This window comes from Bradyrhizobium sp. 2TAF24 (genome assembly GCF_052115025.1).
GTDB lineage: Bacteria > Pseudomonadota > Alphaproteobacteria > Rhizobiales > Xanthobacteraceae > Bradyrhizobium_A.
Window position 1 is genome coordinate 120156 of sequence record NZ_JBFRFW010000017.1, and the last position, 14962, is coordinate 135117.

Below are 14962 nucleotides of genomic sequence, written 5' to 3' on the forward strand. Positions count from 1 at the left end.
GGCGAGCCTTACGCGGAAACCAGGAGGTCGATGGTGACGCCGTCGCGCCGAATGTGTTCGCGCAGGTTGCCCGGCTCGATGCGGCCCTCACCGGCCTCCTTGACCGGCGCGATGTAGGCGCCGACGGCGCCGACATCGTCGGCGACCGCCTCGGCAAGCAGCGTGCGGGCGTCATCGGCGGTGCGGACGATGGCTGCGGCCGCAAGCTGCTCCGACCAGCCATGCGACGCGGTACGGTAGATCACCGCACCATCGCTGGTGCGGTTCGCGGTCACGATCGACGGACCGGTGATCTTGATCTTCTGCTGCAGCGGAGACGTCATTCGGCGGCAATCCTAAAGTTCGAGAGGAGTTGAGCGAGCTGTGCGTTGCGCCATGGCGCTGACTGGGTGACCACATCGCCGATCACCAGGATGGCGGGGCCCCTGTCGACCTCCGCAGCAAGTGAGGCCAGATCATCGAGCACGCCGACCACGGCCTTGGCGTCCGGGCGCGTCACCCGGGCAAACACGCCAAGCGGCGTCCGCGGCGAGCGCCCGGCGGCGAGCAGGCCGGCGCGGATCGCCGCTGCGGCCGTGGCGCCCATATAGATGACCACCGTCATCCGCGGATCGGTGAGCGCCGACCAATCGACGGCTTCGGCGTCATCCGCCTTGTGCGCGGTCAGGAAGGTGACCCGCAGCGCTTTTTCACGGAAGGTCAGCGGCACCTCGAATTCCGCGGCAGCACCAAGTCCCGCGGTGATGCCAGGGATAATGGCATAGGGCACTCCGGCTTCGCGCAGCGCGGCGACTTCCTCGCCACCGCGGCCGAAGATGAAGGGATCGCCGCCTTTCAACCGCACCACGCGCTGGCCCTTCTGCGCCGCCTCGATCAGCAGACGATTGATGGCGTCCTGGCCGATGCCCGGCTTGCCGGCACGACGGCCGACAGACATCCGCGCAGCGTCACGACGGGCGCGGTCCAGCACCTCCGACGACACCAGATCGTCATGGAAGATCACGTCGGCGTCCTGCAGCGCACGCAGCGCCTTGATGGTCAGCAGATCCGCATCGCCCGGCCCTGCTCCGACCAGCGTGACAAATCCGGACGCACGCTGACCGGCATAGGTCGTGGGATCATCGATGGCCCTGAGCGCGGCTTCGGCTTCGTCGACACGGCCAGCAAGCACCGCCGCGCCGATCGGGCCATCGACGACGCGCTCCCAGAAGCGCCGTCGCAGCGCCATGTCGGCGATGCGCGCCTTGATCGCGGCGCGCCAACGCCCGATGAATGTCGCGAGATCTCCGATGCGGGCCGGCAGCATGGTCTCGATGCGTTCTCGCACCCGGCGCGCCACGACAGGCGAGGCGCCGCCAGTGCCCACGGCCACCACGACGTCGCCGCGATCGACGATCGCCGGAACGATGAAGGTGGAGTGATCGAGCTCGTCCATGACATTGACAGGGATGCCGAGTGTACGGGCCCGCGCAGCCACCGCATGACCCACGGGACCAGCGCCGGCACACAGCACGGCAATGACATGGGTGAGATCTGTCGTCAGCGGATCGTCCTCGTCGCGCGTGACGCCCGCCAGGACTTCCTGCCCGGAGGCGTCGTACCGGCCATCGAGGGCATGCCAACGCACCTGCGCACCCGCAGCCAGCAGCAGGCGCAGCTTGGCCTGCGCAAGCTCGCCCGCGCCCACCAAAAGGATGGACCCGGCCTGCAGATCGAGAAACACCGGTAGAAACCGCATCGGTACTCCGCTTCCCCAATTCCGGGGTTGACTGGAATTATTTTCTATATATGTATCTAATCAAGGCCGCAAAGAGAAAATTATTTCTTCTATGTTGCGGCGCAATCTTAGAATTTCGTGCTCCAAACGCCAAGAGTTAGAGGCGCTTCTTCTCCAGCCATCGTCTGCCGGTCATCTACACGCGCTAACGGCTGGGCCCGGATCGAACGAAAGACATTGAATATGGACCATCTCGATGAGCTCGAGGCCCAGAGCATCTACATCTTCCGCGAGGCCTTCGCCCGTCTGAAGAAACTGGCCTTGCTGTGGTCGCTCGGCAAGGACTCCAACGTCATGATCTGGCTCGCCCGCAAGGCGTTCTTCGGCAAGGTGCCGTTTCCGGCGCTGCATGTCGACACCGGCAAGAAGTTTCCAGAGATGTATGCCTTCCGCGACCGCTATGCCGCGGAATGGGGGCTGGACCTGCGGGTAGACCCCTGCCCGCCCATCGACGCCGTCGACCCGACCCTGCCGCCGGCCGCACGCTCCGCCGCACGCAAGACCGAGGGCCTCAAGATGGCCCTGGCGAAATATGGCTTCGACGGGCTGATCGCCGGCATTCGCCGCGACGAGGAGGCGACGCGTGCCAAGGAGCGCGTGTTCTCGCCGCGCGGCACCGAGGGCGGCTGGGACGTGCGCGACCAGCCTCCGGAGTTCTGGGACCAGTTCAACGCCTCGCCGCCGCCCGGCGCCCACCTGCGCGTGCATCCGATCCTGCACTGGACCGAGGCCGACATCTGGGCCTACACCCAGCGCGAGAACATCCCGATCATTCCGCTGTACCTGTCGAACAACGGCAAGCGCTATCGCTCGCTCGGCGACCAGGACATCACCTTCCCGGTAGACTCGCACGCCTCCAACATCGCCGAAATCCTGCACGAGCTGGCAAGCACCAAGGTGCCGGAGCGCGCCGGACGCGCGCTGGATCATGAAACCGAAGACGCCTTCGAGCGCCTGCGTGTTTCGGGCTACCTCTGATCAGGCGGACGCACAGCATGACCATTGCCGTTTCCAATCTCGTCGCCAGCCCCGCCAAGACTGCTGAGCGCGCGCAAGTTCGCATCGTCATCGTCGGTCATGTCGATCATGGCAAATCGACGCTCGTCGGCCGCCTGCTGCACGAAACCGGCAGCCTGCCCGACGGCAAGCTCGAAATGCTCCAGGCGGTCTCGGCGCGCCGCGGCATGCCGTTCGAATGGTCGTTCCTGCTCGACGCGCTGCAGACCGAGCGCGACCAGGGCATCACCATCGACACCACCCAGATCCGCTTTCGCACCCGCTCGCGCGACATCGTGCTGATCGACGCGCCCGGGCACGCCGAATTCCTCCGCAACATGATCACCGGCGCCTCGCAGGCCGATGCTGCGGTGCTGATCATCGACGCGGCGGAAGGCGTGCGCGACCAGACCCGCCGCCACGGCTACCTGCTGCACCTGCTCGGCATCCGCCAGGTCGCGATCGTCATCAACAAGATGGATCGGGTCGACTTTTCCCAGTCGCGGTTCGACGAGATCAGCCGCGAGATCACCGCCCATCTCACCGGCCTCGGCGTCACGCCGACCGCGATCATCCCGATCTCGGCCCGCGAGGGCGACGGCGTCGCCGCGCGCACCCCGTCGATTGCCTGGTACGCCGGGCCGACCGTGGTCGAGGCTCTTGATGCGCTCACCCCGGCGCGACGGCTCGACGAGCTGGCGCTGCGGCTGCCGGTGCAGGCGATCTACAAATTCGACGACCGCCGCATCGTGGCCGGCCGGATCGAATCCGGCAGCCTGATCGCCGGCGACGAGATCGTGATCATGCCGGCCGGCAAGATCGCCAAGATCCGCAGCGTCGAGGGCTGGCCGGCGACACCGGTCGCCGCCCGCCAGGGCGCGGGCCGTTCGGTCGGCATCACCCTCGATCGAGAGCTCTTCCTGGAGCGGGGCGACATCATCGCCCATGCTGCCGCTGCACCACGCGACACCCGGCGCCTGCATGCGCGGGTCTTCTGGCTGCATGACCAGCCGCTCACCGCCGGCGCCTCGATCCTGGTGCGCCTCGGGACCAAGGAAACGCGCGCCACCGTGGTCGCGATCGAGAACGCTGTCGACCCCGGCGAGCTCTCCAGCGTCAGCACCCAGTCGATCGCCCGCAACCATGTCGGCGAGATCGACATCTCGCTGGCGCAGCCGGTCGCGGTGGACCCTTATGCCGAGAACGCGCGTACTGGCCGCCTCGTGATCGAGGTCAACGGCCGGATCGCCGGCGGCGGCCTCGTGCTCAGCGTCGATGCCGGCCAGCGCGCCGTGCCGGTCGACATCGTGCCGGTGGAATCGGCGCTGCGCCCCGACGAACGCTCGGCGCGCTACGGCCATGGCGGCGCGGTGGTCTGGTTCACCGGCCTGCCCGGCGCCGGCAAGTCGACACTGGCGCGAGCACTGGAGCGCAAGCTGTTCAGCCGCGGCGGCTCGCCGATCCTGCTCGACGGCGACACCCTGCGCGCCGGGCTCAATGGCGATCTCGGCTTCTCGCCGCAAGATCGCGCCGAGAACGTGCGCCGGCTGGCGGAGATTGCCGCCCATCTCGCACGCAATGGCCATATCGCCATCGTGGCCGCGGTGTCGCCCGCGGCGGAGGACCGCACGCAGGCCAGGCGGATCGCCGATGAGCTGTTCCGTGAAATCTATGTCTCGACCCCGGCCGAAGTCTGCGAGAGCCGCGACCCCAAGGGGCACTATGCCAAGGCGCGCGCCGGCAGCCTGCCGAGCTTCACCGGCCTCGGCAAGGATTACGAGGCGCCGACCCAGGCGGAGCTCACCATCGACACCACCGATCGCTCGATCGCCGATGCTGCGGACGAGATCGAACACCTCCTGACACGCACGGGAATCCTGTTCGACGAACTGTCCGACATCGCCGCCAACATCTGACGGGGCGCCTCCGGCGCCCCGCGTGCGACCATCCAAGGAGACCAGTCTTGCGTCGTTTTCTCATCGCTCTCACCGCCAGCCTCGGCATGATCTCGGCCGCCAGCGCCCAGAACCCGAACACGCTGCTGAACGTGTCCTACGACATCGCGCGCGAGCTTTACGCCGAGATCAATGTCGCGTTCGCCAAGCAGTGGAAGGCGAAGACCGGCCAGGACGTCACCATCAACCAGTCGCATAATGGCTCGTCGCGCCAGGCCCGCTCGATCATCGAGGGGCTCGAGGCCGACGTCGTCACCTTCAATCAGGTCACCGACGTGCAGGTGCTGCACGACAAGGGCAAGCTCATTCCAGCCGACTGGCAGAAGCGGCTGCCGAACAACTCCTCGCCCTACTACTCGCTGCCCGCTTTCCTGGTACGTGCCGGCAATCCGAAGCAGATCAAGGACTGGGACGACCTGGTGAAGCCCGGCGTGCAGGTGATCTTCCCCAACCCGAAGACATCGGGTAACGCCCGCTACACTTATCTGGCGGCCTATGCCTTTGCGAAAAGCAAGTATGGCAGCGAGGAAAAGGCCGACGCGTTCGTCAAGAAGCTGTTCGCCAATGTCCCGGTGTTCGACACCGGCGGCCGTGCCGCCACCACGACGTTTGTCGAGCGCCAGACCGGCGACGTGCTGATCAGCTTCGAGGCTGAGACCAACGGCATCCGTGATCTCGCCGGCAAGGACAAGTACGAGGTGGTGGTGCCGTCGCAGAGCCTGCTCGCTGAGTTCCCGGTGACCGTCGTCGACAAATACGCCGACAAGCACGGCACACGCGCACTCGCGACCGCCTATCTCGAATACCTGTATTCACCCGAGGGCCAGACCATCCTCGCCAGGCAGTACAACCGCGTCAACGACAAGACCGTCGCGGCGCAGTTCAAGGACCGGTTCCCCGACGTCAAGCTCGTGACTGTCGAGGAGGCCTTTGGCGGCTGGGACAAGGTGAACACCGATCATCTCAATTCCGGCGCGAAGCTCGATCAGTTGTTCGCCGCGCGCCAGAACTGATTTTTCCCATCTGAATCGGAACCGGGTTTTTCCGGGCGCGGCTGTTTCCGCGCCCGGAAAAACGTTCTATGACATCGGCCGGACGCTGTGGTCCTCGGCGACGCCTGTCCGCGCTCTGCAGCGCGGAGGTTTGTTGGAATGTTCGGAAGGTAGTGAGACGTGCGACGCCGGGTCATCCCAGGGTTCGGATTGGCGCTGGGCACCACTGTGCTTTATCTCGGCGCCATCGTGCTGCTGCCGCTGTGCGCGCTGCTGCTGAAGGCCTCCGGCGTCGGCCTGTCACAACTGTGGGTCATCCTGTCGTCGCCGCGCACGCTGGCGGCGATCCGCGTCACGCTGACCATGGCGTTCGCCGCCACGGTATTCAATGCGATCTACGGCCTGCTGCTGGCCTGGGTGCTGGCGCGGTACGAATTTCCCGGCAAGCGTCTTCTTGACGCACTCGTCGACGTGCCCTTTGCGCTCCCGACGGCGGTCGCCGGCCTCGCACTGACCGCGCTGTTCGCCAAGAACGGCTGGTTCGGCGCGCCACTTGGCGCCATCGGCATCACTGTCGCCTATACTCCGCTCGGCATCGCCCTTGCCATGGCCTTCACCAGCGTGCCTTTCGTCGTGCGCACCGTGCAACCGGTGATCGAGGACCTCGGTTCGGATATCGAGGAAGCCGGCCGCTCGCTGGGAGCGAATGATTTCCAGATCCTGCGCAAGATCATCTTTCCGTCGATCCTGCCGGCGTTTCTCGCCGGCTGCTCGCTGTCGTTCGCGCGCAGCCTCGGCGAATTCGGTGCGGTGATCTTCATCGCCGGCAATCAGCCGATGCGCACCGAGATCGTGGCGCTGCTCACCTTCATCCGCCTGGAGGAATACAACTACGAGGCCGCGGCAGCGATCGCCACCGTGATGCTGCTGATGGCGTTCGTCATGCTGATCGTCATCAATGCCGTGCAGTCCTGGCAGCTGCGCTATGTCGGCCGCGGAGAAGTGTGATGACGGAGCCAGCCAAGGCGCACGCGCGCGCCGCCTGGATCCACACTCCGGTTGGCGGCGGCCCGGCCACGCGCCGGGTGGTGCTGGCGATCACCTTCGTGCTCACCGCATTCTTCCTGCTCGCGCCGCTGCTGCTGATCGTGGGCAGCGGCCTGTCCGCCGGCCTCGCCGTGTTCTGGCGGAATCTGATCGAGCCGGCGACGCTCCATGCCGTGATGCTGACACTGCTCACAGCGCTGATCGTCGTGCCGGTCAATATCGTTTTCGGCCTGGCGGCGGCATGGACGGTCACCAAGTTCGAGTTTCCGGGCCGCACCCTGCTGATCGCCCTGATCGAACTGCCCTATTCGGTGTCGCCGATCGTGGCCGGCGTGGCCTATCTGTTCGTCTACGGCTCGCAGGGCCTGTTCGGCCCGCTGCTCGCCGAATATGACATCAAGATCATGTTCGCGCTGCCCGGCATCGTCCTTGCCAGCATGTTCGTCACTGCACCATTCGTGGCACGCGAGCTGATCCCGCTGATGCAGGTGCAGGGCACCGACGAGGAAGAGGCCGCCGTGACGCTCGGTGCGTCGGGCTTCGCGACGTTCTGGCGGGTGACACTGCCCAACGTCAAATGGGCGGTGATGTACGGCGCGATCCTGTGCAATGCCCGCGTGATGGGCGAGTTCGGCGCCGTCTCGGTGGTCTCCGGCAACATCCGCGGTCAGACCACGACGCTGCCGCTGCAGATCGAGCTGCTGTATCAGGACTACAATGTCATCGGCGCCTTTACCGCGGCGACCGTGTTGACCGCCGTCGCCCTGCTGACCATCCTGATCAAGGTGGGGCTGGAGCGTGCCAGCGGTGTTTCGCACAGCGGATCAGGTCATTAGCAGATACGGGGTTCTGGCGCGGCAAAGGCAAGCCCCCCGATGGGAGGGGGAGCAACCCCCTTCTCTTTTCCCTGCCTTTGGCGCTACAACGCCCTTTCAGGGCGTTCGCACCTGCAAACAAAATACCCGTCCTTGACCGGGCCCGCTGCCTGCAGCAGGTGCGGAAACTATTGATTTATATTCACTTTCTGCGGAAGCTGGCGTCGACCAGCCTGCCGGAGGCCCCCAAGAAACCCGGGCGGATGCCCCGCCCATCATCCTCGTGAGAACATTTGAGATGACACGCATCGAAGCCAGTGGACTGAAGGTCGCCACCGTCCTTGCCGACTTCATCGCCAAGGAAGCCGCGCCGAAAACCGGCATCGCGCCGGACAGCTTCTGGGCCGGACTCGCTGCGATCGTCCGTGACCTCGCGCCGCGCACCAAGGAGCTGCTGGCGCTGCGCGACAGCCTGCAGGCCAAGATCGACGGCTGGCATCGCGCCCACAAGGGCAAGCCGTTCGATCTCGCTGCCTACACCGCTTTCCTGAAGGAGATCGGCTACCTGCTGCCCGAGCCGGCGACCAAGCAGGTCACCACGGCCAATGTCGATGCCGAGATCGGCCAGCTCTGCGGCCCGCAGCTGGTGGTGCCGCTGACCAACGCCCGTTACTCGCTCAATGCGGCCAACGCGCGCTGGGGCAGCCTCTATGATGCGTTCTACGGCACCGATGCGATCCCGCACGATCCGAGCGAAGGTGGCAAGGGCTACAACAAGGCGCGCGGCGCCAAGGTGATCGCCAAGGCCAAGGCCTTCCTCGACCAGAGCGCGCCGCTGGCGAGCGGCAGCCATGGCGACGTCACCGCCTACAGCATCGACAAGGGCGCGCTGGTCGCCAAGCTCGGCAATGGCAGCCAGACCGCACTGAAGAACGCCAGGCAGCTCGCCGGCTACCGTGGCGACGTGGCAGCACCGACCGCAATCCTGCTGGTCAACAACGGCCTGCACATCGAGGTCAGCATCGACCGCGCCAATATCATCGGCAAGGACGATCCCGCCGGCGTCGCCGACATGGTGCTCGAATCCGCCGTCAGCACCATCCTCGACATGGAGGACAGCGTCGCGGCCGTGGACGCCGAGGACAAGGTGCTGGTCTACCGCAACACGCTGGGCCTGATGAACGGCACGCTGTCCGCCGACTTCGAAAAGGGCGGCAAGACGCTGAAGCGCACGCTGAACGCCGACCGCGTCTACACCGCGCCGGATGGCAAGGAGCTGCGTCTGCACGGCCGCAGCCTGCTGCTGATGCGCAATGTCGGCCATCACATGTACACCGACGCGGTGCTGGATGCCTCCGGTGCCGAGATTCCGGAAGGCTTCCTCGACGCCGCCGTCGCCGGCCTGATCGCCATGCATGACGTCAAGGGCCTGTCGCCGACCCGCAACAGCCGCACCGGCTCGGTCTACATCGTCAAGCCGAAGATGCACGGCCCCGACGAGGTAGCGCTGACCTGCGAGCTGTTCGGCCGCGTCGAGCAGATGCTCGGCCTGGCGAAGAACACCCTCAAGGTCGGCATCATGGACGAGGAGCGCCGCACCACGGTGAACCTGAAGGCCTGCATCCAGGCTGCCTCCGAGCGCGTCGTCTTCATCAACACCGGCTTCCTCGACCGGACCGGCGACGAGATCCATACCTCGATCGAAGCCGGCCCGATGATCCGCAAGAACGACATGAAGGCTCAGCCCTGGATCAAGGCTTATGAAGACTGGAACGTCGACAACGGCCTGATCGACGGCCTGCCGGGCCATGCCCAGATCGGCAAGGGCATGTGGGCAGCTCCCGACAAGATGGCCGACATGCTGGCGCAGAAGATCAGCCATCCCCAGGCCGGCGCCACCACCGCATGGGTGCCGTCGCCGACCGCGGCAACGCTGCACGCCCTGCACTACCATCAGGTCGACGTGCAGAAGCGCCAGCAGGAGATCAAGCAAACCCTGCCGCGCGCGAAGCTGTCCGACATCCTCACCATCCCGGTGTCGCAGTCGAACTGGGCGCCCGACGACGTCAAGCAGGAGATCGACAACAACTGCCAGGGCATTCTCGGCTATGTGGTGCGCTGGATCGATCAGGGCGTCGGCTGCTCCAAGGTCCCGGACATCCATGATGTCGGCCTGATGGAAGACCGCGCTACGCTGCGCATCTCGAGCCAGCATCTCGCCAACTGGCTGCACCAGGGCGTCGTCACCGAAGAGCAGGTGATGGAAGCGCTGAAGCGGATGGCGGTGGTGGTCGACCGCCAGAACGCCGACGACCCGCTGTACAAGCCGATGGCACCGAGCTTCGACGGCATCGCTTTCCAGGCCGCCTGCGACCTCGTGTTCAAGGGCCGAGAGCAGCCGAACGGCTACACCGAGTTCATCCTCCACGCCCGCCGCCGCGAAGCCAAGGCGGCCGGCTGACCAACCATCGGCCTCGACGACAAAAGCCCCGGCACCACGCCGGGGCTTTTTGTTTCAGGCGCAAGCTTCTGACCGTGCGATGCGGCGTGGCGACCGAAAGGGCTCGTGAATCCCGACCTACTCCCGTGCGACCACGGGCAACCGCTCGAGGCGGGTGCGGGCGGAGGAGGATATCCGGGTGAAATTCGCCGCGGCACGCTTGTCCGGACGACCAGTCGCGACCACCAGACCATTCGGTCCAGCGACGATGTCGCCCTTGCGCAAGGTGCGATCGTCCTCGATCCTGACGGATGCGAGGCCGAACGTGTCCTTGCCGTTGCAGGTACAGCCCGCAATGATTTCCTTGCGGTAGCGGAAGGCATTGGGAAGGTCGGAATAGGATTTGCCGCCGTCGGTCGACGCGTCGTCGATCGACCCGCCGTAGAACACCCTGGTCTCGCTTGCCGGGCACAGGCTGTTGCACAGCGCGCCGCGATTCTGGCCATCCGCCGGAGGCACCGGGAAGTAGCGCCCGTCGCAGGTCCGCACGCAATAGGCCGTGCGCTCGCCTCCGCCCGCCCGCGGCGCGAGCCGCACATCGTCGCTGCCGTTGCCGAAGGGCTGCGGCAGCGCCGGACGCACCGCCGGAGGCGGAGCGAAGCCGCCGAACAGTGCCGAGAAAAAGTCCTGCGCATACCCGGCCGACGAGCCACACGCCGTCGCAAGCCCCAGCATAAGACCGGCGGTCAACCGATAGCGCGATCCGAACGTCATCTGGCTTCCCTGAGCAGTCGCTGCACGCCGGTTAGTACAGGCCGGATGTGGCGAGGTTCACCGCCTGACGCTGTGGCGCCGGGGAAAGTGGCGGCACGCTCTGCTGCGCTTCGGCGCGCGTCGTTCCGCTCTTCGGCAGCACCACCACCCTGGTCCCGATCGACACGCGGTTGAACAGGTCCTCGACGTCCGCATTGGTCAAACGGATGCAGCCGCTCGACACGAATTTGCCGATGGTCGAAGGGTCGTTGGTACCGTGGATGCGATATTCGCTGGCGCCAAGATACATCGCCCGCGCCCCCAGCGGATTGCCCGGTCCGCCCGCCATGAAGCGCGGCAGATAGGGCTGGCGCGCAATCATTTCTGCCGGCGGATGCCAGTCCGGCCATTCGGCCTTGCGGGAGATGCTCTGGGTGCCCGCCCAGGTGAAGCCCTGGCGACCGACGCCGACGCCGTAGCGGATCGCCTGACCATGACCGAGCACATAATAGAGCACGGTGTTCGCCGTATCGATCACCACGGTGCCGGGTGTCTCGCGGGTGCTGTAGCTCACCACCTGCCGCCGCAGCCGTTCGGGCAATACGTAAGAACCGCTGCCATTGTCGATCGCAGCAGGCTCCTGAAGTCCCGACGCGTTGTCCGACCAGGACAACCCGCGCGGGTCGCTGGCATAGCCAAGCGCCTGGGCATGAGCCCCCGAAACCCCGGCGACGGTCACGAGAATGGCTGCAGCTGCGATCACGGCGCTACGTCCATGCGCTGCCTGTCGGCACATCGATTGTGTCATGTCCCTGCCCTCTTGCAGTCCGGATGACGCGACCCGCCGAATCAACGCGGTCGGCGCGCCCGGGTTCCTGCAGCGCTTGCGGCAAAGAAGCGATCTCAAGCCGATCCCCGGGTCACGACTTCGCGAGGGGAACCATCGACGGTAACGGGCGGTTAAGTCCCCGAAGCCAGGGCCAAGGATTATCTGCGCGACGTTCGGGGAGCGCCGCCCCGAATGCCCGGCATCTCATCGCGAGACTACGGCCATGTCGCTCGGCACCCTGATCATCATCATTCTCATTGCCATCCTGTTCGCCGTCTCCCCTCGCTGGGGCTACAGCCAGTCATGGGGATACGGCCCATCCGGCATCGTCGGCACCATGCTGGTGATCGTCTTGATCCTGCTGCTGCTCGGGCGGATCTGAAGTCATGATGGCCAGGCCTTTGCCGTTCGACACGCTATTTCAAGCGCACAGATTTCCGCGGCTTCCCTAACCTCCGATCCAGCAAGGTCTTTCCCACGGAACCACGAGCTGCCGCACGGCGTTGATGCGTCGATGTGATGACCCGGCGAGGAGCAACGTGATGCCGCGTGAACAAGGTGAGGACGGTATGAAGGATCTGTCCGACAAGGCGAACTATGAGCGTCTTCTGAAGGACGTCGAGGCCGTGAAGACCGATATCGCAGATCTCGCGAACCAACTCAGCGAGGCTTTGAATGATCTCGCTGGCACGGCGCAGAAGCAAGCGCGACGCGGGGCCAAGCAGGCGAAGTCCGCCATCGACAGCGTGATGTCCGACGTTTCCAAGCACGGCAATACCGCATTCGATGCCGCCCAGCAGGCCGCCTCGTCGCTGGAGGACACTCTTGAAGAGGCTGTCACGCAGCGTCCAATCGCCGCGGTGGCCATCGCACTCGGCTTCGGCTTCCTGATTGGCGTCACCTGGCGCCGCTGAGCCATCAGCCGGCCACAAGGGCCCGCGGAGGTTCGCCACCCTGGTTCCGACCGTCGGCCGAGCGTCGCCGTCGACATCGTCCCTAAATCATTCTTCCTAGATCATGTGATGGCGATACCGCCACCGAACGGGATATTTCGCATGATTCAGAACCTGATCGAGGACATCAAGGACAGTGCTGGCCATGCCTTGCGCATGGCCACGCTGATCGTTGTGGCCGGCATCTCGCTCTTCATTGCACTTTCATTTCTCTGCGCCGCAGCGTTCGTGGTGGTGCTGCAACACTACGGGCTCGTCGCCGCCTGCCTTGCCGGTGCTGGCATTTTCTTCATCGCCACGATCATTGCGTCGGGCTGCTACATCTCCACGAAGCGCCCGGCCCGCAAGCCCGTCCAGGCGGCACGATCGGCATTTGCCAGCGCCGTCAGCGACCCCATGGTGCTTGCCGCCGGACTGCAGGTCCTGCGAACGATCGGGATCAAGCGACTGCTGCCATGGCTGGCAATCGCCGGCGTGGCGTTCGGATTGATGGCCCAGCGCAAGCCTTCGCCGGAAGACGACGCGGACTAGACGGCAGCAATCCGCTCCGCTCAGGACGCGCGCGCTCGTCTGATCGATGGGGTCACGCCAGTCCGCTCACGTGATGCAGCGGCCGGGTTCAAGCTGCTTGGCAACCTCTGTGAGAACGCTCACGACCGGCTCGCAAGCCACCGTGGTTTTGCGGCGGGCCGACGATTTGCCGATTTCACGACCGGCACTCTTGGCCACTTCGGTCGGCAGGGAAGGACGCAGGCGGCGGGCTTCCGAGCCCGTCAGGCGCATCGCGACCGACATACCTTTCAGGCCAGGCAACAGAAACGACAGCGTGGCTGTGTCGGCCTGGGACGCCCGGGCGAACTCCCGATCGGACTTCGCTCCACGGTTGATCGAGGCGACGGCACGTGCGCCGTCAATCTGCTCGTTCTGCCAGAGGCGCGTATCGCCGCGAATGGCGCGCGCCAAACCATTGTCCGATGCCATGCCAAATTGCACACCGCCCAGCGCCAGCGATGCTGCGATCAGACCCAATGCACCTTTTGAAATGTGAGACATGGTACGCCTCGACACTGCTGTCCTGTCACGATCAAATTTTTCAATTCCAATTTTCTGATCCGGATCACAACGGCGGCACGTGCGAGCTGGTTCCCAATCGCGGGGCCGCCGCGTCAAAAAAATCTGCCGTCGCGGAGGAACGATCTCGTGTCTGCCGAGTCATCCCTGCAGCCGGTTATTCCCCCTGCCCCTAACTAACCGGCGAATGCGGGGCGCTGCCGTGGTGATGCCGGCGGCGTCCCGCTTCCTTTTTGGTCCGCGGAACCGGCGTTTGGTTCAAGCCGCGACCACCCATCCGTTGTCGGTGCTTGCCGCAAAAGCAGAACGGGCCCACGGCAATGCCGGGGCCCGTTGCTGCAGAGCAGGCGTGACGTTGCGTTCAGGACGCTGCGGCCTTCGCCGCCCGGTTGCGCGAATTGCGCTGGAAAAACAGGGCCTGGCTCGCGACGGCCGACACCATGGCCGGCTGGAACGGCTTGGAGATCAGGAACGCCGGCTCCGGCCGCTCGCCGGTCAGGAAGCGCTCCGGATAAGCGGTGATGAAAACCACCGGCACCTCGAACACCCGGAGCAATTCATTGACGGCATCAAGGCCGGAGCTGCCGTCGGCAAGCTGAATGTCGGCGAGGATCAGGCCCGGGCGATGGCTCTTCGCCAGCGCGATCGCATCCGCATGGGTTCGCGCCACGCCAATGACATTGTGCCCGAGATTCTTGACGAGGCTCTCGAGGTCCATCGCGATGAAGGTTTCGTCCTCGATGATCAGCACGTCGGTCGCGATTTCTGCGGCGAGCTCGCGACCAGCAGCCTCCGCGAGCTGACGAACCTCCCCGATGCTGATGTTGAGGATGAATGCCACCTCGTCTTCGGAGAAGCCTTCGAGCGACAGCAGCAGAAACGCCTGGCGCGGCAGCGGCGTGATGTTCGACAGCCGCCGCTCCGGTGGAATCGTCGGCGCGATCGACGCATCGGCGTCGTCGTTGATCGCGACCGAATTCCAGATCTGGGTGAACAGGTGGAACAGCCCGACGCGCGGACCGTTGCTCTCATCAAGGAGCGACGGATCCTGCAACAGAGCCTCGAGCATGGCGGCCACATAGGCATCGCCCGAGGCCTGGCTTCCGGTCAGAGCCCGGGCATAGCGGCGCAGCAGCGGCAAATGTTCGGCAACAACCTGGGAACGAGACATCCCCCCTCCATCGATTTCATGCACTCAAGCGAAGACCCCCGGACACGGACCGGGTTCCCAACTGTAGGGATTACGCACCAGCCTGATAATAGTTCCAACATTCTTGGAACCAATCCCGGAACTTTCTCGCGACTGTCGCATTACGCTTTCACGACGACGCCGA

Annotated in this window: 15 protein-coding genes; 9 read left to right on the top strand and 6 right to left on the bottom strand. The window is 65.2% G+C overall.

What is annotated here, in order from left to right; genetic code table 11:
• Positions 1 to 8: 8 nt before the first annotated feature.
• On the bottom strand, positions 9 to 323 hold the full coding sequence (locus tag AB4Z37_RS24725; RefSeq protein ID WP_211966701.1) for a DUF2849 domain-containing protein: 315 nt from the start codon (positions 321 to 323) through the stop codon (positions 9 to 11).
• A complete protein-coding gene (cysG, locus tag AB4Z37_RS24730) occupies positions 320 to 1738 on the bottom strand; it encodes a siroheme synthase CysG (protein WP_441519398.1) in 1419 nt (472 codons plus the stop codon). Before cysG ends, AB4Z37_RS24725 begins: the two co-directional genes overlap by 4 nt.
• 222 nt (positions 1739 to 1960) lie before the next feature.
• Here cysG and cysD point away from each other — a divergent pair, with 222 nt between their 5' ends.
• The 6 genes from cysD to AB4Z37_RS24760 all read left to right on the top strand — a co-directional run bounded on the left by cysD (position 1961) and on the right by AB4Z37_RS24760 (position 10043).
• Positions 1961 to 2755 (top strand): sulfate adenylyltransferase subunit CysD, encoded by a 795-nt coding sequence (gene cysD / locus AB4Z37_RS24735; protein ID WP_441519399.1) that lies wholly within the window; start codon positions 1961 to 1963, stop codon positions 2753 to 2755.
• A gap of 17 nt (positions 2756 to 2772) precedes the next feature.
• Positions 2773 to 4689: an adenylyl-sulfate kinase gene (gene cysC / locus AB4Z37_RS24740; protein WP_441519400.1), complete on the top strand. Its 1917-nt coding sequence runs from the start codon at positions 2773 to 2775 to the stop codon at positions 4687 to 4689.
• A gap of 47 nt (positions 4690 to 4736) precedes the next feature.
• A complete protein-coding gene (cysP, locus tag AB4Z37_RS24745) occupies positions 4737 to 5741 on the top strand; it encodes a thiosulfate ABC transporter substrate-binding protein CysP (protein WP_441519401.1) in 1005 nt (334 codons plus the stop codon).
• Positions 5742 to 5900: 159 nt separating this feature from the next.
• Positions 5901 to 6728 (top strand): sulfate ABC transporter permease subunit CysT, encoded by an 828-nt coding sequence (gene cysT / locus AB4Z37_RS24750; RefSeq protein ID WP_441519402.1) that lies wholly within the window; start codon positions 5901 to 5903, stop codon positions 6726 to 6728.
• The gene (cysW, locus tag AB4Z37_RS24755; RefSeq protein WP_441519403.1) at positions 6728 to 7603 is read left to right on the top strand and encodes a sulfate ABC transporter permease subunit CysW; all 876 of its coding nucleotides are present in this window, start codon (positions 6728 to 6730) and stop codon (positions 7601 to 7603) included. Before cysT ends, cysW begins: the two co-directional genes overlap by 1 nt.
• Before the next feature lie 277 nt (positions 7604 to 7880).
• Complete coding sequence (locus tag AB4Z37_RS24760) at positions 7881 to 10043, top strand: malate synthase G (protein ID WP_441519404.1); 2163 nt, start codon at positions 7881 to 7883, stop codon at positions 10041 to 10043.
• A gap of 117 nt (positions 10044 to 10160) precedes the next feature.
• On the opposite strand, the gene AB4Z37_RS24765 is transcribed toward AB4Z37_RS24760, so the two are convergent.
• Both AB4Z37_RS24765 and AB4Z37_RS24770 read right to left on the bottom strand, forming a co-directional pair.
• Entirely contained in the window at positions 10161 to 10796 is a 636-nt protein-coding gene (locus AB4Z37_RS24765) for a DUF2865 domain-containing protein (RefSeq protein WP_441519405.1), read from the bottom strand.
• Positions 10797 to 10827: 31 nt separating this feature from the next.
• The gene (locus AB4Z37_RS24770) at positions 10828 to 11583 is read right to left on the bottom strand and encodes a L,D-transpeptidase (RefSeq protein ID WP_441519406.1); all 756 of its coding nucleotides are present in this window, start codon (positions 11581 to 11583) and stop codon (positions 10828 to 10830) included.
• A 244-nt stretch (positions 11584 to 11827) separates the two neighbouring features.
• Between AB4Z37_RS24770 and AB4Z37_RS24775 the strand changes: the two genes are divergently transcribed.
• The 3 genes from AB4Z37_RS24775 to AB4Z37_RS24785 all read left to right on the top strand — a co-directional run bounded on the left by AB4Z37_RS24775 (position 11828) and on the right by AB4Z37_RS24785 (position 13088).
• Complete coding sequence (locus tag AB4Z37_RS24775) at positions 11828 to 11986, top strand: DUF3309 family protein (RefSeq protein ID WP_441519407.1); 159 nt, start codon at positions 11828 to 11830, stop codon at positions 11984 to 11986.
• Between the two features lie 160 nt (positions 11987 to 12146).
• The gene (locus AB4Z37_RS24780; protein WP_441519408.1) at positions 12147 to 12518 is read left to right on the top strand and encodes a DUF883 family protein; all 372 of its coding nucleotides are present in this window, start codon (positions 12147 to 12149) and stop codon (positions 12516 to 12518) included.
• Between the two features lie 141 nt (positions 12519 to 12659).
• Positions 12660 to 13088, top strand: coding sequence for a hypothetical protein (locus AB4Z37_RS24785; RefSeq protein ID WP_441519409.1), 429 nt, complete (start codon positions 12660 to 12662; stop codon positions 13086 to 13088).
• Positions 13089 to 13154: 66 nt separating this feature from the next.
• Here AB4Z37_RS24785 and AB4Z37_RS24790 read toward each other — a convergent pair whose 3' ends face one another.
• Positions 13155 to 13610, bottom strand: coding sequence for a hypothetical protein (locus AB4Z37_RS24790; RefSeq protein ID WP_441519410.1), 456 nt, complete (start codon positions 13608 to 13610; stop codon positions 13155 to 13157).
• 379 nt (positions 13611 to 13989) lie between these two features.
• Positions 13990 to 14799, bottom strand: coding sequence for a response regulator (locus AB4Z37_RS24795; protein WP_441519411.1), 810 nt, complete (start codon positions 14797 to 14799; stop codon positions 13990 to 13992).
• Positions 14800 to 14962: the final 163 nt, after the last annotated feature.

Bases quoted from the DNA above. Each gene is read 5' to 3' on its own strand.
- AB4Z37_RS24725 (WP_211966701.1), bottom strand. From the start codon at position 323: ATGACGTCTCCGCTGCAGCAGAAGATCAAGATCACCGGTCCGTCGATC.
- cysG (WP_441519398.1), bottom strand. From the start codon at position 1,738: ATGCGGTTTCTACCGGTGTTTCTCGATCTGCAGGCCGGGTCCATCCTT.
- cysD (WP_441519399.1), top strand. From the start codon at position 1,961: ATGGACCATCTCGATGAGCTCGAGGCCCAGAGCATCTACATCTTCCGC.
- cysC (WP_441519400.1), top strand. From the start codon at position 2,773: ATGACCATTGCCGTTTCCAATCTCGTCGCCAGCCCCGCCAAGACTGCT.
- cysW (WP_441519403.1), top strand. From the start codon at position 6,728: ATGACGGAGCCAGCCAAGGCGCACGCGCGCGCCGCCTGGATCCACACT.
- AB4Z37_RS24760 (WP_441519404.1), top strand. From the start codon at position 7,881: ATGACACGCATCGAAGCCAGTGGACTGAAGGTCGCCACCGTCCTTGCC.
- AB4Z37_RS24765 (WP_441519405.1), bottom strand. From the start codon at position 10,796: ATGACGTTCGGATCGCGCTATCGGTTGACCGCCGGTCTTATGCTGGGG.
- AB4Z37_RS24770 (WP_441519406.1), bottom strand. From the start codon at position 11,583: ATGACACAATCGATGTGCCGACAGGCAGCGCATGGACGTAGCGCCGTG.
- AB4Z37_RS24775 (WP_441519407.1), top strand. From the start codon at position 11,828: ATGTCGCTCGGCACCCTGATCATCATCATTCTCATTGCCATCCTGTTC.
- AB4Z37_RS24780 (WP_441519408.1), top strand. From the start codon at position 12,147: ATGCCGCGTGAACAAGGTGAGGACGGTATGAAGGATCTGTCCGACAAG.
- AB4Z37_RS24785 (WP_441519409.1), top strand. From the start codon at position 12,660: ATGATTCAGAACCTGATCGAGGACATCAAGGACAGTGCTGGCCATGCC.
- AB4Z37_RS24790 (WP_441519410.1), bottom strand. From the start codon at position 13,610: ATGTCTCACATTTCAAAAGGTGCATTGGGTCTGATCGCAGCATCGCTG.
- AB4Z37_RS24795 (WP_441519411.1), bottom strand. From the start codon at position 14,799: ATGTCTCGTTCCCAGGTTGTTGCCGAACATTTGCCGCTGCTGCGCCGC.